Origin of the sequence: Citrobacter sp. Cb028 (assembly GCF_030336705.1) — a bacterium.
GTDB lineage: Bacteria > Pseudomonadota > Gammaproteobacteria > Enterobacterales > Enterobacteriaceae > Citrobacter > Citrobacter braakii.
Map to the genome: position 1 here is coordinate 253,258 of NZ_JAOWCZ010000025.1, position 20,213 is coordinate 273,470.

The 20,213-nt window shown below is 53.3% G+C and carries 20 protein-coding genes; 11 read left to right on the forward strand and 9 right to left on the reverse strand.

What is annotated here, in order from left to right:
* Nucleotides 1–91: 91 nt before the first annotated feature.
* Nucleotides 92–268, forward strand: coding sequence for a hypothetical protein (locus tag OGV75_RS03445; RefSeq protein WP_016154525.1), 177 nt, complete (start codon nt 92–94; stop codon nt 266–268).
* Nucleotides 269–333: 65 nt separating this feature from the next.
* Here the strand turns inward: OGV75_RS03445 and zupT are convergent, their stop codons facing one another.
* Nucleotides 334–1,107, reverse strand: a complete 774-nt coding sequence (gene zupT / locus OGV75_RS03450; RefSeq protein ID WP_016157488.1) for a zinc transporter ZupT — start codon at nt 1,105–1,107, stop codon at nt 334–336.
* A 147-nt stretch (nt 1,108–1,254) separates the two neighbouring features.
* Between zupT and ygiD the strand changes: the two genes are divergently transcribed.
* The gene (ygiD, locus tag OGV75_RS03455; RefSeq protein WP_286480341.1) at nt 1,255–2,043 is read left to right on the forward strand and encodes a 4,5-DOPA-extradiol-dioxygenase; all 789 of its coding nucleotides are present in this window, start codon (nt 1,255–1,257) and stop codon (nt 2,041–2,043) included.
* Nucleotides 2,044–2,128: 85 nt separating this feature from the next.
* Here the strand turns inward: ygiD and OGV75_RS03460 are convergent, their stop codons facing one another.
* The 3 genes from OGV75_RS03460 to tolC all read right to left on the reverse strand — a co-directional run bounded on the left by OGV75_RS03460 (nt 2,129) and on the right by tolC (nt 5,598).
* The gene (locus OGV75_RS03460; protein WP_016154522.1) at nt 2,129–3,289 is read right to left on the reverse strand and encodes a glutathionylspermidine synthase family protein; all 1,161 of its coding nucleotides are present in this window, start codon (nt 3,287–3,289) and stop codon (nt 2,129–2,131) included.
* Between the two features lie 5 nt (nt 3,290–3,294).
* The gene (locus tag OGV75_RS03465) at nt 3,295–3,972 is read right to left on the reverse strand and encodes a DUF1190 family protein (protein ID WP_016154521.1); all 678 of its coding nucleotides are present in this window, start codon (nt 3,970–3,972) and stop codon (nt 3,295–3,297) included.
* A 147-nt stretch (nt 3,973–4,119) separates the two neighbouring features.
* The gene (gene tolC, locus OGV75_RS03470) at nt 4,120–5,598 is read right to left on the reverse strand and encodes an outer membrane channel protein TolC (protein ID WP_100250039.1); all 1,479 of its coding nucleotides are present in this window, start codon (nt 5,596–5,598) and stop codon (nt 4,120–4,122) included.
* Between the two features lie 199 nt (nt 5,599–5,797).
* On the opposite strand from tolC, the gene nudF reads away from it, so the two are divergent.
* The 5 genes from nudF to parE are packed head-to-tail and all read left to right on the forward strand — an operon-like array spanning nt 5,798 to nt 10,203.
* Complete coding sequence (nudF, locus tag OGV75_RS03475; RefSeq protein WP_016154519.1) at nt 5,798–6,430, forward strand: ADP-ribose diphosphatase; 633 nt, start codon at nt 5,798–5,800, stop codon at nt 6,428–6,430.
* On the forward strand, nt 6,427–6,849 hold the full coding sequence (locus OGV75_RS03480) for a DUF1249 family protein (protein WP_003024582.1): 423 nt from the start codon (nt 6,427–6,429) through the stop codon (nt 6,847–6,849). Before nudF ends, OGV75_RS03480 begins: the two co-directional genes overlap by 4 nt.
* A gap of 24 nt (nt 6,850–6,873) precedes the next feature.
* Nucleotides 6,874–7,701 (forward strand): 3',5'-cyclic-AMP phosphodiesterase, encoded by an 828-nt coding sequence (gene cpdA / locus OGV75_RS03485; protein ID WP_016154517.1) that lies wholly within the window; start codon nt 6,874–6,876, stop codon nt 7,699–7,701.
* A complete protein-coding gene (gene yqiA / locus OGV75_RS03490) occupies nt 7,701–8,282 on the forward strand; it encodes an esterase YqiA (RefSeq protein ID WP_003024575.1) in 582 nt (193 codons plus the stop codon). Before cpdA ends, yqiA begins: the two co-directional genes overlap by 1 nt.
* 28 nt (nt 8,283–8,310) lie before the next feature.
* Nucleotides 8,311–10,203 (forward strand): DNA topoisomerase IV subunit B, encoded by a 1,893-nt coding sequence (gene parE / locus OGV75_RS03495; protein WP_003024571.1) that lies wholly within the window; start codon nt 8,311–8,313, stop codon nt 10,201–10,203.
* A gap of 100 nt (nt 10,204–10,303) precedes the next feature.
* Here the strand turns inward: parE and OGV75_RS03500 are convergent, their stop codons facing one another.
* The 4 genes from OGV75_RS03500 to qseB form a co-directional block, all read right to left on the reverse strand.
* Nucleotides 10,304–10,618 carry a putative quinol monooxygenase gene (locus OGV75_RS03500; protein WP_016154515.1) on the reverse strand — a complete coding sequence of 105 codons (315 nt, stop codon included), beginning with the start codon at nt 10,616–10,618 and terminating at the stop codon, nt 10,304–10,306.
* A gap of 30 nt (nt 10,619–10,648) precedes the next feature.
* Nucleotides 10,649–11,230, reverse strand: a complete 582-nt coding sequence (locus OGV75_RS03505; protein WP_016154514.1) for an NAD(P)H-dependent oxidoreductase — start codon at nt 11,228–11,230, stop codon at nt 10,649–10,651.
* A gap of 109 nt (nt 11,231–11,339) precedes the next feature.
* Nucleotides 11,340–12,689, reverse strand: coding sequence for a quorum sensing histidine kinase QseC (gene qseC, locus OGV75_RS03510; protein ID WP_286480342.1), 1,350 nt, complete (start codon nt 12,687–12,689; stop codon nt 11,340–11,342).
* Complete coding sequence (gene qseB, locus OGV75_RS03515; protein WP_046276171.1) at nt 12,686–13,345, reverse strand: quorum sensing response regulator transcription factor QseB; 660 nt, start codon at nt 13,343–13,345, stop codon at nt 12,686–12,688. The genes qseC and qseB overlap by 4 nt, the downstream gene beginning before the upstream one ends.
* Before the next feature lie 152 nt (nt 13,346–13,497).
* Here qseB and OGV75_RS03520 point away from each other — a divergent pair, with 152 nt between their 5' ends.
* The 4 genes from OGV75_RS03520 to ftsP all read left to right on the forward strand — a co-directional run bounded on the left by OGV75_RS03520 (nt 13,498) and on the right by ftsP (nt 18,687).
* Nucleotides 13,498–13,893 (forward strand): YgiW/YdeI family stress tolerance OB fold protein, encoded by a 396-nt coding sequence (locus OGV75_RS03520; protein ID WP_016154511.1) that lies wholly within the window; start codon nt 13,498–13,500, stop codon nt 13,891–13,893.
* A 118-nt stretch (nt 13,894–14,011) separates the two neighbouring features.
* Nucleotides 14,012–16,270: a DNA topoisomerase IV subunit A gene (gene parC, locus OGV75_RS03525; protein ID WP_286480343.1), complete on the forward strand. Its 2,259-nt coding sequence runs from the start codon at nt 14,012–14,014 to the stop codon at nt 16,268–16,270.
* Between the two features lie 195 nt (nt 16,271–16,465).
* On the forward strand, nt 16,466–17,203 hold the full coding sequence (gene plsC, locus OGV75_RS03530; RefSeq protein WP_016154509.1) for a 1-acylglycerol-3-phosphate O-acyltransferase: 738 nt from the start codon (nt 16,466–16,468) through the stop codon (nt 17,201–17,203).
* A 71-nt stretch (nt 17,204–17,274) separates the two neighbouring features.
* A complete protein-coding gene (gene ftsP, locus OGV75_RS03535; RefSeq protein WP_046276172.1) occupies nt 17,275–18,687 on the forward strand; it encodes a cell division protein FtsP in 1,413 nt (470 codons plus the stop codon).
* A gap of 16 nt (nt 18,688–18,703) precedes the next feature.
* Here the strand turns inward: ftsP and OGV75_RS03540 are convergent, their stop codons facing one another.
* Nucleotides 18,704–20,179, reverse strand: coding sequence for a TrkH family potassium uptake protein (locus OGV75_RS03540; protein WP_016157477.1), 1,476 nt, complete (start codon nt 20,177–20,179; stop codon nt 18,704–18,706).
* Nucleotides 20,180–20,213: the final 34 nt, after the last annotated feature.

Here is a 20,213-nt window from a genome sequence, read left to right on the forward strand (position 1 = left end):
GGAATATGCCACTATAGGAGTATGTAAGAATAAGGTTGTGTAAAATTTTAACGTTAAATGTTTAATGATGTTAAATTTTAAGGGTAAAAGAATGTTTATCGCCTGGTACTGGATTGTATTAATTGCACTCGTTGCAGTTGGTTATTATTGCCATATGAAGCGTTATTGTCGGGCATTTCGGCAAGACCGGGATGCATTACTCGAGGCGCGAAACAAACTCTTTCGTCGTTCTGGCGAAGATAACAGCGCGGTTAAGGAACAGGAATAGTCCTTCACGTTCTGCTATGGATGAGCGGATGCTGTAAATTAGCAGGGTGGCATCCGCCCTCTGAATTAGCCGATTCCCATGGACTGGAGGATGACAAGACTTAATCCCATCACCGACATTCCACAAAGTACCCCATAGCTGGGATTATTATTCGGGTCGATCTCTTTTGCCAACGGCATTAGCTCATCGACGGACAGCGCCACCATAATTCCTGCGACTGCTGCCATTATTGCCGCCATCACTACCGGTGAGATCAGGCTTCCCAGAATTAACCACGCCAGTACGCCGCCCAGGATTTCCGCCATGCCCGAGATCCCGGCCCAGAATATCGCCGTACGTTTGGAGCCCGTGGCTGCATAGACTGGACCCGCAACGGCTAATCCTTCAGGAATATTGTGTAATGCGACGGCAAGGGCAATACCAAAGCCCAGCTCGAGGTTGCTGCTGGCGGTAACAAACGTCGCTATCCCTTCCGGGAAGTTGTGCAGGCTAATGCCGAGCGTTAATAAAATCGCGGTACGTTTAATGGAGCCGGGCAGAGGCCGCGTGGTTTTCTGTACCAGATCCTGAGGGTGCGCGTGCGGCAATAGGCGGTCCAGGCCAAAGTATCCCAGTAAGCCAACGATAAACATTCCGTAGCCCAATACCGGCGACATGCCTTCAGCAGCCAGTGCGGCTGGGAGCATCTCCATCAGTGAGATCAGTAACATAATCCCTGCGGCGAAGCCTAACGAAAAGGCGAGCACGCGGTTGGAGGGTTTTTGCCCTAACACGCCGAGAAATGCGCCGATAAACGTGGCGGCGCCTGCCAGTAAAGTCAGAAGTAAAGGTACTGACATCGACAAATAAAACTCCTTATCAATCTGCTGTCCGGGTCGGATCGTCAAAATAACTGATGATCTTCATCATGGTTATCTGAGTTCTTCATCAGCCGAATAAGCGTATTGTGGTGGTATCAAAATGACTCCCTCAGTAAGGATATCATCATGTCTTCAACTCGTATGCCAGCATTGTTTTTGGGTCACGGTAGCCCGATGAATGTTCTGGAAGATAACGTTTATACCCGCGCCTGGCAGCAACTGGGGGAAACGTTGCCGCGCCCGAAAGCCATTGTGGTGGTCTCGGCGCATTGGTTCACTCGTGGCACGGGCGTGACGGCGATGGAAGCGCCTAAAACGATCCACGATTTTGGCGGTTTTCCGCAGGCGTTGTATGACACCCATTACCCGGCTCCTGGATCACCGGAACTGGCGCAGCATCTGGTTGACTTGCTGGCCCCGGTGCCCGTTACCTTAGACAAAGAGGCCTGGGGTTTTGACCACGGTTCATGGGGCGTGCTGATCAAGATGTACCCGCATGCGGATATTCCGATGGTGCAGCTGAGCATTGACAGTACCAAACCTGCGGCCTGGCATTTTGAAATGGGCTGCAAGCTGGCGGCACTGCGTGATGAGGGCATTATGCTGGTAGCCAGCGGTAACGTGGTGCATAACCTGCGCACTGCGCGTTGGCACGGTGAGAACACGCCATATCCGTGGGCGACCTCATTCAACGATTATGTTAAAGCAAACCTGACATGGCAGGGACCGGTTGAACAGCACCCGCTGGTGAACTATCTCGATCATGAAGGGGGATCGTTATCGAACCCGACACCGGATCACTATCTGCCGCTGCTGTATGTATTAGGTGCCTGGGATGGCAAAGAGCCGGTGACTATTCCTGTTGACGGGATTGAGATGGGAAGTTTGAGTATGTTGTCGGTGCAGGTCGGATGATAAATGCCCGATGGCGCTGCGCTTATCGAGCCTACAGTTCGTGCTGTAGGCCGGGTAAGACGCAGCTACCACCCGGCACTCTCAGTCATTCGACAAAAATATGCGGATAGAAACGCGAGAGATCCTGCGTGATCAACGCGCGGTCTTCGCGAATGCCAATGCCAGCTGGTTGATCGTTGATTAGCCAGCTGCCGATCAACATATAGCTGTCGCCAAACTTCGGTAGCTGATGGAACTGCTGCACGATCATACCTTCTTCGCCGTACGGCCCTTCCACTGCTTCGATCGTTTTACCGTTTTCGATAATGGAAACGTTCGCGCCTTCACGTGAGAAGATCGGCTTTACGACGAATTTATCCATCTGAGGATAGTCATCTTCGGCGAAATACGCAGGCAGCAGATTCGGATGATCCGGGAACATTTCCCACAACAGCGGTAATAACGCTTTGTTGGAGATGATGCTCTTCCAGGCTGGTTCCAGCCAGCGAACGCCAGCGTCTTCCAGCTTGGTGGAGAACATTTCGCGCAGCATGAATTCCCACGGATAGAGCTTGAACAGGTTAGCTATGACCTGATCTTGCATATCCGTGAACTGACCCTTTTCACCAAGACCAATATCTTCGACATAGAGGAATTCAGTGGCGATTTCAGCTTCGGCAGCGCAATCCTGCAGATACTGGATCGTTCCGCGATCTTCCACCGTATCGCGACAACAGGTCAGATGTAGCAACTGAAAACCATACTGCTCACGCAGCTCGGCGAAACGCTCGATCAGCTTTTCCTGCAGACTGTTGAATTGATCGCTGCCTTCCGGCAGGTTGCCTGCATTGAGTTGGTCTTCCAGCCAGATCCACTGGAAAAACGCAGCTTCGTACAGAGAGGTTGGCGTATCGGCGTTGTTTTCTAACAGCTTAGGCTCGCCCGTGCCGTCCCACGCCAGATCGAGACGCGAATAGAGCGACGGTTGCTGTGTCTGCCAGGACTGGCGGACAAAGCCCCAGGTATGCTTCGGAATGCGAAACTTGGTCATCAGCTCATCGCTGGCGATGACCCTTTCCACCACTTTGAGACACATTTGATGCAGCTCTGCAGTGACCTCTTCCAGCTTTTCGACCTGAGCAAGCGTGAGCTTATAATACGCATCCTCACACCAGTACGGCTCGCCGTACATAGTGTGAAAGTTGAAACCGTATTCGGTGGCTTTATCGCGCCAGTCCGGGCGCTCAACAATACTGACTCTTTCCATGACGATCAGCCGCCCATTGAACGTGTGGTAGTACCGCTTGCGCTACGCTGCATGGTGCTCTGTTTAGCCACAGATTCGCCAAATCCACCGCGGGTTACGGTAGAGGTGGTAGCCGGTTTCGGCGCCATGGCGGTTTTCGGTACGGTCATGGTGCGACCCGGCGTTGCGGCGCCGTAGTTTTTGCCGCCGGCATCCGTATATTTGCCGTATGCCGGGCTGGCCGGATTTTTCGAGCTGAACAGCGGCTGCTGAGCGCCCATACCGCCACCCATCATGCGGCCCATCATATAGCCTGCCATTAGCGGCATCCAGAAGCTGCCGCTGCTTTGATTCTGCGCCTGAGCCTGGCCTTCACCGGTCGGCGCCATGCCCGCTTGTGCAGGTGCCTGTTGGCACTGGCCTTCGCCGAATTCAGCGATACAGTCTTCGCGAGTGGCGTATTTTGGCGCGGTGCGTTCAGCTTCTTTCAGCGCATTGTTAAACGCAGTGGTACATTCGGCGCTTTTACCCGGATTAGCTGCAGAGCAGTCGTCCGCGTTCTGATAAAGCGAAACCGTTTCGTCACTCTTTTCACAGCCCGCGAGCATAAAAACAGCGGTAACTGCCAGAGCGACAGGAGTCAGGTGGCGCGCGCTCCAGCTTTTGCGGAACGAGGCGTGATGTATAGATTTTGTCCGTTTCATTTATGTCTTCCAGGACCCAGTGGTAACTCTGCTCAGAATAGAGGATGACTGGTCGAAATTGAAGCGGGAAGAGGCGAGAATGCGGAAGAAGGGGCGGATCTTTACGTTGCCTTACGTTCAGACGGGGCCGAAGCCCCGTCATCAGCATCAGTTACGGAACGGGTTGTTACCGTTGCTGCTGGTTGAACGTGCAGCCGTTGGTTGAGCCGCAGGCATATTGCCGTTGCTGTTAAAGTCATTCACAGCGGCATCTTGCTGCGGATTTTGCGGCGCTACGTTATCCGGAGAAGTCGGGATCGGTTTACCCAGCGTATTGTTCAGCGCCACCAGATCCTGCTCGTTCAGCGTACCGAGCGCAGATTTGACGTTAAGCTGGTTGATAAGATAGGTATAACGCGCATTCGCCAGTTGCTGCTTGGCGTTGTACAGCGTGGTGGTGGCATCCAACACATCCACGATGGTACGGGTACCTACGGAATAGCCTGCTTCCATCGCATCTAAAGAGCTTTGGGCAGAGACAACCGCTTGTTTGTACGCGTTAATGCTACTGATAGAAGCATTAATGTTGTTGAACGAAGAACGCACGGTTTGCACCACGCTGCGGTGCGCGCTTTCCAGTTGTTCGCTCGCGCCAACAAAGTTGTACTGCGCTTGTTTCACCTGCGAGTTAACCATCCCACCCTGGTACAGCGGCAGCGAGAAGTTCAGACCGATTTTGTTCTGGCCCATGTTGCTGTCGTCATACTGGGAGGTGTTGGTTTTCGACCCGTTGTAGGAGGTGTCAGAAACGCCGGTAGAGGCGGTCAAACCCAGCGTCGGTAAGTGACCATCCTGCGCCAGACGAATCTGTTCACGCGCCAGATCCTGGCTCAAACGCGCCTGCAATAATGAGAGGTTGCGGTTTTCTGCTTCTTTCAGCAGCGCGTTCACCGCCTGCGGTTTGTTGGTTTTAAAGCCATCAACGTTCAGCGAAGCCAGTTCCGGGTAGTAGTTACCGGTCACCTGGCGCAGCTGTTCTACCGCGTTGTCGAGATTGTTACGCGCGGTAACTTCGTTCGCCAGTACGGTATCGTATTGTGAACGGGCGTTCTGTACGTCAGTGATGGCGACCAGGCCCACGTTAAAACGCTGTGTGGTCTGATCTAACTGACGATAGACCGCATCTTTCTGTGCCTGAGTGTAAGACAGCACGTCAATCGCGTTCAGTACGTTAAAATAAGCGGTAGCGGTATTCAGGATCAGCGTTTGCTGATCGGTCTGATACGTTACGTCCTGGATGCCTGCTGATTTTTCTTGCAGCGTCAGGGCACGCCATTTAGACATGTCGAACAGCGTCTGAGTCAATTGTAATGACGCGCTGGTTGCGTTGGAGTTGACGCCATTTGCATCACGGTAGCCATTGCTGTAGGTGTAATCGGCACCTAAACCTAGTTGCGGCAGTAATGGGCTACGCGCTTCGTTAATTTTTTCGAATGCAGCATCGCGATCGGCGGCGGATTTACGCAATTCCGGGTTGCTCAGGCGTGCTTGCTGATAAACCTGCATCAGGTTTTCAGCCTGGCTTAAAGTAGTGAACCCCGACAGGCTCAGGCCGATAAGGATGGGGAGCAATTTCTTCATTTGCATTCCTTGTTGTGAAGCAGTATTTAGCGCTGATCAAATTGTAAAAATATTTGCTGATTCTAGCAGAATCCGCCACTTCAAAAAGTTGGCGTTACGTGCCATACGGCGTTAATTTGCATCAATTTAACACAAGGGCGTTCAAACATCAGTCAAACGACCTTGAAATTCACATTTTAATCACTATTGGTTTCAGGACAGCACAATGCGTAAACCAGACAACTTGCCAATGACTTTCACTAAAAATGATGTAGAAATTATTGCACGAGAAACGCTATACCGCGGTTTTTTTTCACTGGATCTTTATCGGTTCCGCCATCGCCTGTTTAACGGCGGTATGAGCGGTGAGGTAAAGCGCGAAATTTTTGAGCGCGGACACGCGGCAGTCTTGCTACCCTTTGACCCTGAGCGGGACGAAGTTGTTCTGGTCGAGCAGATCCGTATCGCGGCGTTTGATACCAGCGAAAGCCCGTGGCTCCTGGAAATGGTGGCCGGAATGATTGAAGAGGGCGAAACCGTTGAGGATGTGGCTCGTCGTGAAGCGATGGAAGAGGCCGGGCTGGAAGTTAAACGTACCAAGCCCGTTCTGAGCTATCTGGCAAGCCCTGGCGGCACCAGTGAGCGCCTGTCTATTTTAGTTGGCGAAGTGGACGCCACGACCGCGAGCGGGATCCACGGTCTGGCTGATGAAAACGAAGATATTCGTGTTCATGTGGTGAGCCGGGAGCAGGCTTATCAATGGGTTGAAGAGGGGAAAATCGACAACGCGGCTTCTGTCATCGCCTTGCAATGGTTACAGCTGCACTATCAAGAGTTAAAAACTGAGTGGAAAAAATGAAGCGTTACACACCTGACTTCCCTGAAATGATGCGCCTGTGCGAAACCAACTATTCGCAATTGCGCCGCCTGCTGCCACGTAATGATGCAGCCGGTGAAACAGTGAGCTATCAGGTAGCAAACGCACAATATCGGTTAACGATCGTTGAATCGACCCGATACACTACGCTTGTCGCGATCGAACAAACGGCACCCGCGGTCACTTACTGGAGCCTGCCGTCATTGACAGTCCGCCTGTATCATGACGCGAGGGTGGCCGAAGTGTGTTCGAGTCAGCAGATCTTTCGCTTCAAAGCGCGGTATGATTATCCAAATAAAAAGTTGCATCAACGCGACGAAAAGCATCAAATTAATCAGTTTCTGGCCGACTGGTTACGGTACTGTTTAGCACATGGAGCGATGGCGATTCCGGTTTATTAGCGTCGTGAAACCTAAGGACACCATTTGGAAAGCCTGTTAACCCTTCCTTTGGCTGGTGAGGCCAGAGTCAGGATCTTACAAATTACAGACACTCACCTGTTTGCCGAAAAGCATGAAACGCTGCTGGGTGTAAACACCTGGGACAGCTATCAATCCGTACTGGATGCAATACATGCAGAGTCGCCTGAATACGATCTGATCGTCGCGACTGGTGATTTGGCGCAGGATCAATCCGCTGCGGCCTATCAGCATTTTGCTGAGGGCATCGCAAGCTTTCGTGCGCCCTGCGTTTGGCTACCGGGCAATCACGATTTTCAGCCGGCAATGTACAGCGCGCTACAGGACGCGGGGATTTCACCCGCTAAACGCGTCTTTATTGGTGAACAGTGGCAAATCCTGTTGCTGGACAGCCAGGTGTTCGGCGTTCCCCACGGTGAATTAAGCGAATTTCAGCTCGAATGGCTGGAACGTAAACTTGCCGATGCGCCTGAGCGCAATACTTTGCTGCTTCTGCATCATCATCCTCTGCCAGCAGGTTGTAGCTGGCTCGATCAGCATAGCCTGCGTAATGCCGCAGAGCTGGATAACGTGCTGGTGAATTATCCTCGTGCCAAGTATTTGTTGTGTGGGCATATTCATCAGGAACTGGATTTGGACTGGAACGGACGCCGCCTGCTGGCGACGCCGTCGACCTGTGTGCAGTTTAAGCCACACTGTTCCAACTTCACGTTAGATACCATCAGCCCCGGCTGGCGGACGTTGGAGCTTTTTGCTGACGGGACGTTGCAGACGCAGGTACGCCGTCTGCAGGGTAATCGGTTCCACCCTGATACCGCTTCAGAAGGCTACTGATGTCTACGCTTCTTTATCTTCACGGATTTAATAGTTCTCCTCGTTCGGCGAAGGCATGTTTGCTGAAAAACTGGCTGGCGGAGCATCATCCGCACGTTGAGATGATCGTACCCCAGTTGCCACCGTATCCGGCCCAGGCCGCAGAGATGCTGGAATCGATCATTCTCGAACATGGCGGAGAGTCGCTGGGAATTGTCGGTTCCTCGCTAGGAGGCTATTACGCCACTTGGCTGTCGCAATGTTTTATGCTGCCCGCGGTGGTGGTGAACCCTGCTGTCCGACCTTATGAACTGCTGGTCGACTATCTCGGTCAAAACGAGAACCCCTACACGGGGCAGCAATATGTGCTAGAGTCACGCCATATTTACGATCTTAAAGTCATGCAGATTGACCCGCTGGAAGCGCCGGATTTGATCTGGCTGCTTCAACAAACGGGCGATGAAGTGTTGGACTACCGCCAGGCGGTGGCGTATTACGCCTCCTGCCGCCAGACAGTTATTGAGGGCGGAAACCACGCATTCACGGGCTTCGAAGATTATTTCAACCCGATTGTCGATTTCCTTGGACTGCACAGTTTCTGACGATCAATTCGAATTGCTTATTTAAACCATGACGCAAACTTATAACGCTGATGCCATTGAGGTACTCACTGGGCTTGAGCCGGTACGCCGTCGCCCGGGGATGTACACCGATACAACCCGTCCGAACCATCTTGGACAGGAAGTGATTGATAACAGTGTGGATGAAGCACTGGCAGGCCACGCAAAACGCGTGGACGTGATTTTACATGCCGACCAGTCTCTGGAAGTTATTGATGATGGCCGCGGCATGCCGGTAGACATTCACCCTGAAGAGGGCGTTCCGGCGGTAGAGCTGATCCTCTGTCGTCTGCACGCAGGCGGTAAGTTCTCCAACAAAAACTATCAGTTCTCTGGTGGTTTACATGGAGTAGGGATCTCCGTGGTCAACGCCCTGTCGAAGCGTGTGGAAGTGAACGTGCGCCGCGACGGGCAGGTGTACAACATCGCGTTTGAGAACGGCGATAAGGTGCAAGATTTACAGGTTGTCGGTACCTGCGGTAAACGCAATACCGGAACCAGCGTGCACTTCTGGCCGGATGAAAGCTTCTTTGACAGCCCGCGTTTTTCCGTTTCGCGCTTAACGCACGTACTGAAAGCCAAAGCTGTGCTGTGCCCAGGCGTTGAGATCACCTTTAAGGATGAGGTCAATAACAGTGAACAGCGCTGGTGCTACCAGGATGGCCTGAATGACTATCTGAGCGAAGCGGTAAATGGCCTGCCGACGCTGCCGGAAAAACCGTTTATCGGTAATTTCAGCGGTGAAACAGAAACTGTGGACTGGGCGCTGCTCTGGCTGCCGGAAGGCGGCGAGCTGCTGACTGAAAGCTATGTGAACCTGATCCCAACCATGCAGGGCGGTACGCACGTTAACGGCCTGCGCCAGGGTCTGCTGGATGCAATGCGCGAGTTCTGTGAATACCGCAATATTCTGCCGCGCGGTGTGAAGCTGTCGGCGGAAGATATCTGGGATCGCTGTGCTTACGTGCTGTCGGTAAAAATGCAGGATCCGCAGTTTGCCGGACAAACCAAAGAGCGCCTCTCTTCGCGGCAGTGCGCGGCATTCGTCTCTGGCGTGGTGAAAGATGCTTTCAGCCTGTGGCTGAACCAGAACGTGCAATCAGCCGAACTGCTGGCTGAGATGGCGATTTCCAGTGCCCAGCGTCGTCTGCGTGCGGCGAAAAAAGTGGTGCGTAAAAAGTTGACCAGCGGTCCGGCGTTGCCGGGGAAACTGGCGGACTGTACCGCACAGGATCTTAATCGCACCGAACTGTTCCTCGTCGAAGGTGACTCGGCGGGCGGATCGGCTAAACAGGCGCGCGATCGTGAATATCAGGCGATCATGCCGCTGAAAGGTAAGATCCTCAACACCTGGGAAGTCTCTTCCGATGAAGTGTTGGCTTCGCAGGAAGTTCACGATATTTCGGTGGCGATCGGCATCGATCCGGACAGTGATGATCTGAGCCAGCTGCGCTACGGTAAGATCTGTATTCTGGCGGATGCGGATTCCGATGGTTTGCACATCGCCACGCTGCTGTGCGCGCTGTTTGTGAAACACTTCCGTACGCTGGTGAAACACGGTCACGTCTATGTGGCGCTGCCGCCGTTATACCGTATCGACCTCGGTAAAGAGGTGTATTACGCGCTGACGGAAGAAGAGAAAGCGGGCGTGCTGGAGCAGTTAAAACGCAAGAAAGGCAAGCCGAACGTGCAGCGCTTTAAAGGTCTGGGTGAAATGAACCCGATGCAGCTGCGTGAAACCACGCTGGATCCGAACACCCGCCGCCTGGTGCAGCTCATCATCGATGACGAAGACGATCAGCGTACCAACGCAATGATGGATATGCTGCTGGCCAAGAAGCGTTCTGAAGATCGCCGTAACTGGTTGCAGGAGAAAGGCGACCTGGCGGATCTCGAAGGGTAATTGACCGTGAATGCCTGGTGACGCTGGGCTTACCAGGCCTGAGGATTGCAATATAAGCCGGATACGTCTGTTTATGGCGTTATCCGGCAAATCGACAATCTTAAATGCCAGACTCCAGAATACGAATACTCATGTCCAGCACGTCGCCTTTCACGGCTTCGCTATAGGCTTTCATATGCGGTGTCTGCAAATGCGCTTCAAGATGCGCAATGCTTTCCCACTGTTCAACCATCACGATTGAGTCCGGGGCTGTGGTCTGAAAACTAACGCCAGCTGCATGATCGACCATCGGCGCGTAGCCGTGGCAGCCTTCCTCTTTCAGTACGGTTGGAACGATTTTAGCGAATTGATCCAGTACCGCCTGGCGGTGATGTTGACCTGGACGTGTACGGATTTCTGCAATAACGGTAAGCATGGTTAACTCCTTCTAATTCCAGGTTACCAGTTAACCAAAAATTTCGCTCAGATGCTTGCGATATTCTGCGATATAACGCGGGACGTCCGGCATTTTAATCACGTCATTGGTGATAAAGGTCGGCAGCGCTTCCATTCCCAGGAACTGGTTTGCTTTATGGAACGGGAGATAAACGCCATCAACGCCAACGCCATGGAAGAACTGATCTTTTTCAGTGAAAGCTTCCATCGGTGCGTTCCAGGTCAGTGACAGCATGTATTTTTTGCCCTGAATCAGCCCACCGGAGCCGTATTTTTTAGACGCATCTGAACGCGTGCGACCATCGCTGGCGTACAGCGTACCGTGACCTTCGGTAAACACGTCATCAATGTATTTTTTCACGGTCCACGGCGCACCCATCCACCAGCCAGGCATTTGCCAGATAACCACATCGGCCCAGACGAAGTTCTGTACTTCATCAGAAATGTCATAGTCGCTGTCGGCGCGCACGATTTTAACATCATGCCCGAGGTCGCGCAGAAGACCATCCGCGACCTCGGTCAGGGTGTCGTTTAACTGACCGTTGGAGTGGGCGAATTTTTTCGCACCATTGATAATCAGAATGTTGCTCATTTTGTGTCCTCAGGGAAATACGTTTGAAGACGATTTTACCCCTACCAGCGACGCGGTGAAATTAGCAAAATGTGCAAAGTCTTTTGCTATTTGAGCAATAATAACGCAATTACCAACTGACCTTCGCTTCAAAGCCACCTTGCGGAGCGTTGCCAAACGAGGCTGACATTCCATGCAATATTGCGATACGGCGGACAATCGATAGGCCGAGACCGCTGCCAGTCACGCTTTGTCCCGGTGGACGATAAAAGCGTTCCCCGATGTGCGTAAGGACCTCTGGCGCAACGCCAGGACCATTATCCTTGACGCTAAAATTACGGGCGTTGAGCGTCACTTCCACAATGCTACCCCGCGGGCTGTAGCGGATCGCATTATCCAGCAGATTTCGTACCATCAGGCTCAGCAACAGCGGCTGTCCTGTGCGCATGATGTTGTGCGCGTTAATCTGCAAACGCACGTCGATATGCGCCTGCTGGGCTGGATGGTAGATATCCATCACCGCGGATTGTAAAAGCTCCTCCAGCGAGATTTCCGCCACATCCTGAAGATTGTCGAGGGAGTCGAGGCGTGAAAGCGTTAGTAACTGATCGACCAGCCGGGTGGCGCGTTCAATTCCCGCATGCAACTGTACCAGCGCTTTTTCCCGCGTTTGCGGGTCGTCGTCTGACAGTTGCACCACTTCAGTTTGTACTTTCAGCGCGGTCAACGGGCTGCGCAGCTCGTGGGCAGCATCAGAAGTGAAGCGCCGTTCGCGGACCATCATGGAATGGGTGCGGGTAAACAACTGATTGAGCGATTCAACCAACGGGCGTACTTCGCTTGGCACACCTTTCGGGTCGAGCGGCTCCTCCGATTCCGGTGAGCGCCAGCGCAGAGCCTGCGCCAGTTTTTTCAGCGGCCAGAGTTCACGGCTAATCATGACCACCAGGATTAGCAACATCAGCGGCAGCGCAATCAACCACGGTGTTAACTGGGCGGTGACGATCGACAGCGCCATATCCTCTCGATACTCCCACTCCTGGCCTACCACAATGCGGTATTTGCCGTCAGCGGAATTCAGCCACAGAAAACGCCATGCGTCGTTGTCCCCCTTGAGTTGGCCATCGGTAAAGCCTTCGCGGGTGTAGCTGTAGGGAATATCCTGGCCGTTGTCGCCATCGTGCAATACCATTTTGCCGTCGATGGTGAAGATGGCAAACGTCAGCGCGTCGTCATCAATATGGCCGTGCTTGAGCTTCTTCGGCGTGCGAGCCATATTGCTTGAGGTGGTGACGTCGCTGATATCCAGCGTGCTAAGCCGCTTGGCGAAAAACATCAGTTGGGTATCAAACAGCTCATCGACATTGTCGGTGGTCTGCTTCCAGGCTACAAAGCTCGAAACGGCCCAGGTTGCCGATGCCAGAATCAGAAAAATAAGCGTTAGCCTGACGCGCAGGCTGAGGCGTTGTGTGAGTTTCATGTGTCACCCAAGGTGTAGCCAATGCCATGCACGGTACGGATAAAGTCGCTGCCGAGCTTACGGCGTAAGTGATGGACGTGTACCTCAATCGCATTGCTGGAGACGTTTTCGTCCCAGGTATACAGTTTTTCTTCAATCAGTTTGCGGGGCAGGACGCGACCCTTATTGCGCATCAGCAGCTCCAGTAGAGCGAACTCTTTGGGTTTGAGAGACAAAGGCTCATCTGCCGCCGTGGCAACCAGCGCACCGGGATCGAGCGTCACCTGGCCATGGCGCAATATGTTGCTCGCCTGGCCGCTGGCACGGCGCACCAGCGCCTCCAGCCTGGCGGCAACTTCGATCAGCGCAAAGGGTTTGCACAGATAGTCATCCGCGCCGAGACGCAGACCCTCAACGCGTTCCGCCAGCGCGTCGCGAGCGGTCAGAATCAGCACTGGCTCCTGCTTTCCGTTGGCTCGCCATTCGCGCAAGATGTCCCGTCCGTCGATGCCTGGCAGCGTCAGGTCGAGGATCACCGCATCATAAGGGGCGCTGTAGAGCGCTTCTTTCCCCTGTCGACCCTCGGTAAACCAGTCGATGCTGAAACCCATTTTACTCAGACCTGTTTTCAGGCCGTCGCCGATCAATGTGTCATCTTCGATCAGTAAAATACGCATATGTTCTTCCCTGCAGCCGCTCTCATTAGCGTCAGTAAACCTTGTGACTACAGCCTCTGTACAGCAAAAAAAGTATCTTTTTTTGCCTTAAGAACTTGTTAAGGATTAACTTATTTAATAGTCGTAAACCAAAATGAAAGGGAGACATGACGATGAAAAAATTAGCTGCAATGGTTGCCGTAATGGCACTGTGTTCCGCACCTGTTCTGGCAGCGCAGCAGGGCGGTTTCTCTGGACCGACAACCACCACGCAAAGCCAAAATGGCGGATTTGTCGGCCCGAATGGTAGCAGCGCGACGGTAGAAAGCGCCAAATCACTGCGTGATGACACTTGGGTTACCCTGCGCGGGAACATCGTTGAGCGTATTTCCGACGACCTGTATGTGTTTAAAGATGCGACCGGCACAGTGAATGTGGATATCGACCACAAGCGCTGGAACGGCGTAACCGTCACACCGCAGGATGTGGTTGAAATCCAGGGTGAAGTGGATAAAGACTGGAACTCCGTTGAAATCGACGTGAAACAGATTACCAAAGTTGCCAAATAATCCCCATTTGGGCCGCACTCGTGGCCCTTTTCTTTGTGACTCAACACGCCAGATAGGGTAGTATCTGCGGCAATATTGCCCTTCAATAGAGGGGTACAAAGTTGAGGAACCACGATTAATGAGCGATATGGCAGAGCGCCTGGCGCTGCATGAATTCACGGAAACCGCCTATCTGAACTACTCCATGTACGTCATCATGGACAGGGCGTTGCCGTTTATTGGCGATGGTTTGAAACCCGTTCAGCGTCGCATCGTGTACGCGATGTCCGAACTGGGGCTGAATGCCAGCGCCAAATTTAAAAAATCCGCCCGTACCGTCGGTGACGTACTGGGTAAATACCACCCACACGGCGACAGCGCTTGTTATGAAGCGATGGTGCTGATGGCGCAGCCGTTCTCTTACCGTTATCCGCTGGTTGACGGGCAGGGGAACTGGGGGGCGCCGGACGATCCGAAATCCTTCGCGGCGATGCGTTATACCGAATCCCGCCTGTCTAAATATGCGGAAGTTCTGCTGGGTGAACTCGGCCAGGGTACGTCGGACTGGGTGCCAAACTTCGACGGCACCATGCAGGAGCCGAAGATGCTGCCTGCGCGTCTGCCAAATATTCTGTTGAACGGCACGACCGGTATTGCCGTTGGTATGGCGACGGACATTCCGCCACATAACCTGCGTGAAGTGGCGAAAGCGGCGATTACCGTGATTGAGCAGCCGAAAACAACGCTGGATCAGTTGCTGGACATCGTGCAGGGGCCGGATTACCCGACCGAAGCGGAGATCATTACCTCGCGGGCAGAGATTCGTAAGATTTACGAAAACGGGCGCGGCTCCGTACGTATGCGCGCGGTATGGACGAAAGAAGACGGCGCGGTGGTGATTTCCGCGCTGCCGCATCAGGTTTCCGGGGCAAAAGTGCTGGAGCAGATCGCCGCTCAAATGCGCAATAAAAAGCTGCCGATGGTAGACGACCTGCGCGACGAATCGGATCACGAAAACCCGACCCGTCTGGTGATTGTCCCGCGCTCCAATCGTGTGGATATGGAGCAGGTGATGAACCACTTGTTTGCCACCACCGATCTGGAAAAAAGCTACCGCATCAATCTGAATATGATCGGTCTTGATGGTCGTCCGGCGGTGAAAAATCTGCTGGAGATCCTCACCGAATGGCTGGCGTTTCGCCGCGATACCGTACGTCGTCGCCTGAACTATCGTCTGGAAAAAGTGCTTAAACGCCTGCATATCCTTGAAGGTTTGCTGGTGGCGTTCCTCAACATTGACGAAGTAATCGAAATTATTCGTCATGAGGATGAACCTAAGCCCGAGCTGATGTCGCGGTTTGGCATTTCTGAAACCCAGGCTGAAGCCATTCTTGAGCTGAAATTGCGCCACCTTGCCAAACTCGAAGAGATGAAAATCCGCGGCGAGCAGGATGAGCTGGCGAAAGAGCGCGATCAGCTGCAAGGCATTCTGGCTTCTGAGCGTAAAATGAGTAACCTGCTGAAGAAAGAGCTGCAGGCTGATGCCGAGGCCTATGGCGACGAACGCCGCTCTCCGCTGCAGGAACGTGAAGAAGCGAAGGCGATGAGCGAGCACGACATGCTGCCGTCAGAGCCAGTGACCATTGTGCTGTCCCAGAGTGGTTGGGTGCGTAGCGCGAAAGGCCACGACATTGATGCGCCGGGATTAAGCTATAAAGCGGGCGACAGCTTTAAGTCTGCGGTGAAGGGTAAGAGCAACCAGCCGGTGGTGTTCGTGGACTCGACCGGACGCAGCTACGCCATCGACCCGATTACGCTGCCGTCGGCGCGTGGACAGGGTGAACCGCTGACCGGGAAGCTCACGCTGCCGCCGGGCGCGACGGTTGAGCACATGCTGATGGAAGGCGACGATCAGAAACTGCTGATGGCATCCGATGCGGGTTACGGTTTTGTCTGCACCTTCAACGACCTGGTAGCTCGTAACCGTGCTGGTAAGGCATTGATTACGCTGCCAGAAAATGCGCGCGTTATGCCGCCGGTTGTGATTGAAGATGAAACCGATATGCTGCTGGCAATCACCCAAGCTGGTCGCATGTTGATGTTCCCGGTAAGCGATTTGCCGCAATTGTCAAAAGGCAAAGGGAACAAGATTATCAATATCCCTTCAGCGGAAGCGGCGAAAGGTGAAGATGGCCTGGCGCAGCTCTACGTGCTGCCGCCACAAAGCACGCTGACTATCCACGTTGGTAAGCGCAAAATTAAACTGCGTCCTGAAGAGTTGCAGAAAGTGACCGGCGAGCGTGGCCGTCGCGGTACGCTAATGCGTGGTCTGCAGCGTATCGATCGCATTGACATTGACTCGCCTCGACGCGCCAGTCACGGCGACAGCGAAGAATAACGCTACCGTCCGGCTCTCCCTGTTTTAGCCCGGGGAGAGCCAAGGTTAAAAATTCCCGTGAAACCGTTGTTTATTCGTGCGTTGCGATTAACAATACGCTTTTCCAGAGAGCCGCCCTTAACAAAGCCCTAACCTGATACTGCGTGATGAATCAGGTGACGTAAAATGCCAGGCTCTTAGGCCTCAGAGGTTGTTATGCTATATATTTTTCGTTTAATCATTACTGTTATTTACTGCGTTCTGGTCTGTATTTTCGGTTGCATATACTGTCTGTTCAGCCCACGAAATCCAAAACACGTCGCAACGTTCGGTCATATGTTTGGCCGCTTGGCTCCCCTTTATGGCCTGAAGGTTGAGTGCCGCATGCCGGCAGACGCGCAGAACTATGGTAATGCTATCTATATTTGTAATCATCAGAACAACTATGACATGGTTACCGCTGCGAATATCGTTCAGCCGCCGACGGTGACAGTCGGCAAAAAAAGCCTGTTGTGGATCCCATTCTTCGGGCTGCTGTACTGGTTAACCGGCAACCTGCTGATTGACAGAAACAACCGTACCAAAGCGCACAGCACCATTGCGGCGGTGGTGAATCATTTCAAAAAACGTCGTATTTCTATCTGGATGTTCCCGGAAGGAACGCGTAGTCGTGGTCGCGGTCTGTTGCCGTTTAAAACCGGCGCGTTTCATGCGGCGATTGCGGCGGGTGTCCCGGTTATTCCGGTGTGCGTTTCAACCACCTCGAACAAGATAAAATTAAACAGACTCAATAATGGTCTGGCGATTGTCGAGATGTTGCCGCCGGTGGATATTAGCCACTTTGGCAAAGATCAGGTTCGTGAACTGGCAGCACATTGCCGCACGCTGATGGAACAAAAAATCGCAGAACTCGATAAAGAAGTTGCTGAGCGGGAAGCCGCCGGTAAGGTTTAATCCGCGCAATTCGGGTTTGTTACAGGAAAAGATTTCCTGCGTGTTAATCGCCAGTTTTTCATGGAGTTTATATGTCATTCAGTCGGCGTCAGTTCATTCAGGCATCGGGGATCGCACTGTGTGCAGGTGCTGTTCCGCTGAAGGCTAATGCTGCCGGTCAGCAACAACCGTTACCCGTACCTCCGCTGCTGGAGTCCCGTCGGGGGCAGCCGTTATTTATGACGCTGCAACGCGCCCACTGGTCCTTCACGCAAGGCACGCGCGCACCTGTCTGGGGGATTAACGGTCGCTACCTGGGACCGACGATCCGCGTCTGGAAAGGGGATGACGTCAAACTTATCTACAGCAACCGTCTGACTGAAAATGTCTCGATGACTGTCGCTGGATTACAGGTGCCAGGCCCGCTGATGGGCGGCCCGGCGCGCATGATGTCCCCTAATGCAGACTGGGCACCAGTGCTGCCGATTCGTCAGAATGCCGCTACGCTGTGGTATCACGCCAATACGCCAAATCGTACTGCCCAGCAGGTTTATAACGGTCTTGCCGGAATGTGGCTGATTGAAGATGAAGTGAGTAAATCACTGTCTATTCCCAACCACTACGGCGTGGATGATTTTCCGATCATTATCCAGGACAAGCGTCTGGACAACTTTGGTACGCCGGAATATAGCGAACCCGGCAGCGGTGGTTTTGTCGGTGATACCCTGCTGGTCAACGGGGCGCAAAGCCCATATGTCGAAGTCTCTCGCGGCTGGGTGCGTTTGCGTTTGCTGAACGCTTCAAACTCGCGTCGTTACCAGTTGCAAATGAGCGATGGCCGCGCGCTGCATGTGATTTCCAGCGATCAGGGCTTTTTACCTGCGCCCGTTTCGGTGAAGCAGCTCTCGCTGGCGCCTGGCGAGCGCCGTGAGATCCTGGTGGATATGACTAACGGAAATGAGGTCTCTATCACCTGTGGTGAGGCGGCCAGCATTGTCGACAGGATCCGCGGATTCTTTGAGCCTTCCAGTATTCTCATCTCCACGCTGGTATTGACGCTGCGCCCGACGGGTCTCCTGCCGCTGGTGACCGACAGTCTGCCAATGCGCCTGCTGCCAACGGAAATCCTCAGTGGTTCACCGATTCGCAGCCGTGATATCAGTCTGGATGACGATCCCGGCATCAACGGTCAGCTGTGGGACGTCAACCGCATGGATATTACCGCTCAGCAGGGCTCCTGGGAGCGCTGGACGGTACGAGCGGATATGCCTCAGTCTTTCCATATCGAAGGCGTCTCGTTCCTGATCCGTAATGTGAATGGCGCAATGCCGTTCCCGGAAGACCGGGGCTGGAAAGATACCGTCTGGGTCGACGGCCAGGTTGAATTACTGGTCTACTATGGACAACCTTCCTGGGCTCATTTCCCGTTCTACTTTAACAGTCAGACGCTGGAAATGGCGGATCGTGGTTCGATCGGACAGATATTGGTGAACCCGGCGCCGTAATGCGCCGGAGTTTCCGTTACGCCCGCCAGAACATGCGCGAGAATAGGATCAGTATGGGGTAAATCTCCAGACGCCCCATGATCATGGCCGCGCACATCAGAAGTTTTGCCTCCTCGTTTAAGGTGCCAAACGTCGTTGCGGTGATGCCAAATCCCAGCCCCATGTTATTGATGCAGGCGGCAACGGTGGCGAAAGAGGAGAAGAGATCATAGCCCATCAGATTGAGCGCCCAGATAAAAAAGCTGGTAAATAAAACGTAGAGAAAGAAAAAGCTCCATACCGAACGCACTACTCGGTCGCTTACCACGTTATTGCCCACTTTGATATTCAGCAGGGCGCGAGGATGCGCGAGCTGATGTAACTCCTGACGGCATTGCTTGAACATAATCAAAAAACGCAGCACCTTAATCCCCCCGCAGGTCGAGCCGACACAACCGCCGAAGAAACTGGCGCTGAGCAGCATGAATATCGTGTGCGAAGGCCACTGCGCATAATCCGCCGTCGACAGGCCATTATCTGTCAGCATCGAACTGGCCAGAAAAAAGGCATGCACCAGGCTGTCCGTTATCCCGTACATACCCGCCCGCCAGACCTGCCAGGTGGCGATCAAGGTGACAACCAGCGCAATAAGCAGAAAGAAACGCAGCTCGGCATTACGACGAAAGGGCTTAAAGGTACGTTTCACAATAGCTACGTACCAGAGGGTGAAGTTAAACGCAGACAGCAGTGAAAACAGTCCGGCGACTAACTCAATAGCGTGGCTGTTATAAAAGCCGATGCTCTCGCTACGGGTAGAAAATCCGCCGAGAGAGACCGTCGACAGCCCGTGGCATAAGGCATCGAAAAACGACATCCCGGCAACCCAGTAGGCCAGAGTACAAATAAGGCCCAGAATGACGTAGGTCAGCCACAGCGTACGTGCGGTATCAGCAAGCCTTGGCGTGAGGCGTTCTTCTTTAAAGGGACCTGGCATTTCAGACTGATACAGCTTCATACCACCAATACCCAGCAGGGGTAGTACCGCCACGGCAAGGACAATAACCCCCAGGCCGCCAATAAAATTGAGCTGAGCCCGATAGTACAGATACGATTTCGGCAAGGCGCTGACGTCGTCAATTACCGTAGCGCCAGTGGTGGTTATCCCGGAAACCCCTTCGAACAGGGCATCGGCAAAGGAGAGATTTAAGCCATCGTCCATCCACATCGGCATGGCGCTGATAAACGAAAACAGCAGCCAGAACAGGACGATAATGACGAAGCCATCCCGGGTTCGGAGTTGAATTCCTGCATGTTTGGTTGCCAGCCACGCTCCACCGCCGAGGGTAAAGAACGTCATAAATGTGCTGAAAAAAGCGAAAAAGCTCCGCTCTTTATTTAACAGAGCAATGGTCATCGGCGGCAGCATGGAGAAGCTGTAGAGAAGAACCAGAAATCCGCACAGGTGAACAACTACCCGTAACTGGGAAATATGCAGTGAATCGTTGAGTCGCAATGAAAAATCCCCCGCCGAAAAAGAGTTATCTCAG

Excerpts from the sequence above, each read along its gene's own strand:
- OGV75_RS03445 (WP_016154525.1), top strand. The coding sequence starts at position 92 with ATGTTTATCGCCTGGTACTGGATTGTATTAATTGCACTCGTTGCAGTT.
- zupT (WP_016157488.1), bottom strand. The coding sequence starts at position 1,107 with ATGTCAGTACCTTTACTTCTGACTTTACTGGCAGGCGCCGCCACGTTT.
- ygiD (WP_286480341.1), top strand. The coding sequence starts at position 1,255 with ATGTCTTCAACTCGTATGCCAGCATTGTTTTTGGGTCACGGTAGCCCG.
- OGV75_RS03460 (WP_016154522.1), bottom strand. The coding sequence starts at position 3,289 with ATGGAAAGAGTCAGTATTGTTGAGCGCCCGGACTGGCGCGATAAAGCC.
- OGV75_RS03465 (WP_016154521.1), bottom strand. The coding sequence starts at position 3,972 with ATGAAACGGACAAAATCTATACATCACGCCTCGTTCCGCAAAAGCTGG.
- tolC (WP_100250039.1), bottom strand. The coding sequence starts at position 5,598 with ATGCAAATGAAGAAATTGCTCCCCATCCTTATCGGCCTGAGCCTGTCG.
- nudF (WP_016154519.1), top strand. The coding sequence starts at position 5,798 with ATGCGTAAACCAGACAACTTGCCAATGACTTTCACTAAAAATGATGTA.
- OGV75_RS03480 (WP_003024582.1), top strand. The coding sequence starts at position 6,427 with ATGAAGCGTTACACACCTGACTTCCCTGAAATGATGCGCCTGTGCGAA.
- yqiA (WP_003024575.1), top strand. The coding sequence starts at position 7,701 with ATGTCTACGCTTCTTTATCTTCACGGATTTAATAGTTCTCCTCGTTCG.
- parE (WP_003024571.1), top strand. The coding sequence starts at position 8,311 with ATGACGCAAACTTATAACGCTGATGCCATTGAGGTACTCACTGGGCTT.
- OGV75_RS03500 (WP_016154515.1), bottom strand. The coding sequence starts at position 10,618 with ATGCTTACCGTTATTGCAGAAATCCGTACACGTCCAGGTCAACATCAC.
- OGV75_RS03505 (WP_016154514.1), bottom strand. The coding sequence starts at position 11,230 with ATGAGCAACATTCTGATTATCAATGGTGCGAAAAAATTCGCCCACTCC.
- qseC (WP_286480342.1), bottom strand. The coding sequence starts at position 12,689 with ATGAAACTCACACAACGCCTCAGCCTGCGCGTCAGGCTAACGCTTATT.
- qseB (WP_046276171.1), bottom strand. The coding sequence starts at position 13,345 with ATGCGTATTTTACTGATCGAAGATGACACATTGATCGGCGACGGCCTG.
- OGV75_RS03520 (WP_016154511.1), top strand. The coding sequence starts at position 13,498 with ATGAAAAAATTAGCTGCAATGGTTGCCGTAATGGCACTGTGTTCCGCA.
- parC (WP_286480343.1), top strand. The coding sequence starts at position 14,012 with ATGAGCGATATGGCAGAGCGCCTGGCGCTGCATGAATTCACGGAAACC.
- plsC (WP_016154509.1), top strand. The coding sequence starts at position 16,466 with ATGCTATATATTTTTCGTTTAATCATTACTGTTATTTACTGCGTTCTG.
- ftsP (WP_046276172.1), top strand. The coding sequence starts at position 17,275 with ATGTCATTCAGTCGGCGTCAGTTCATTCAGGCATCGGGGATCGCACTG.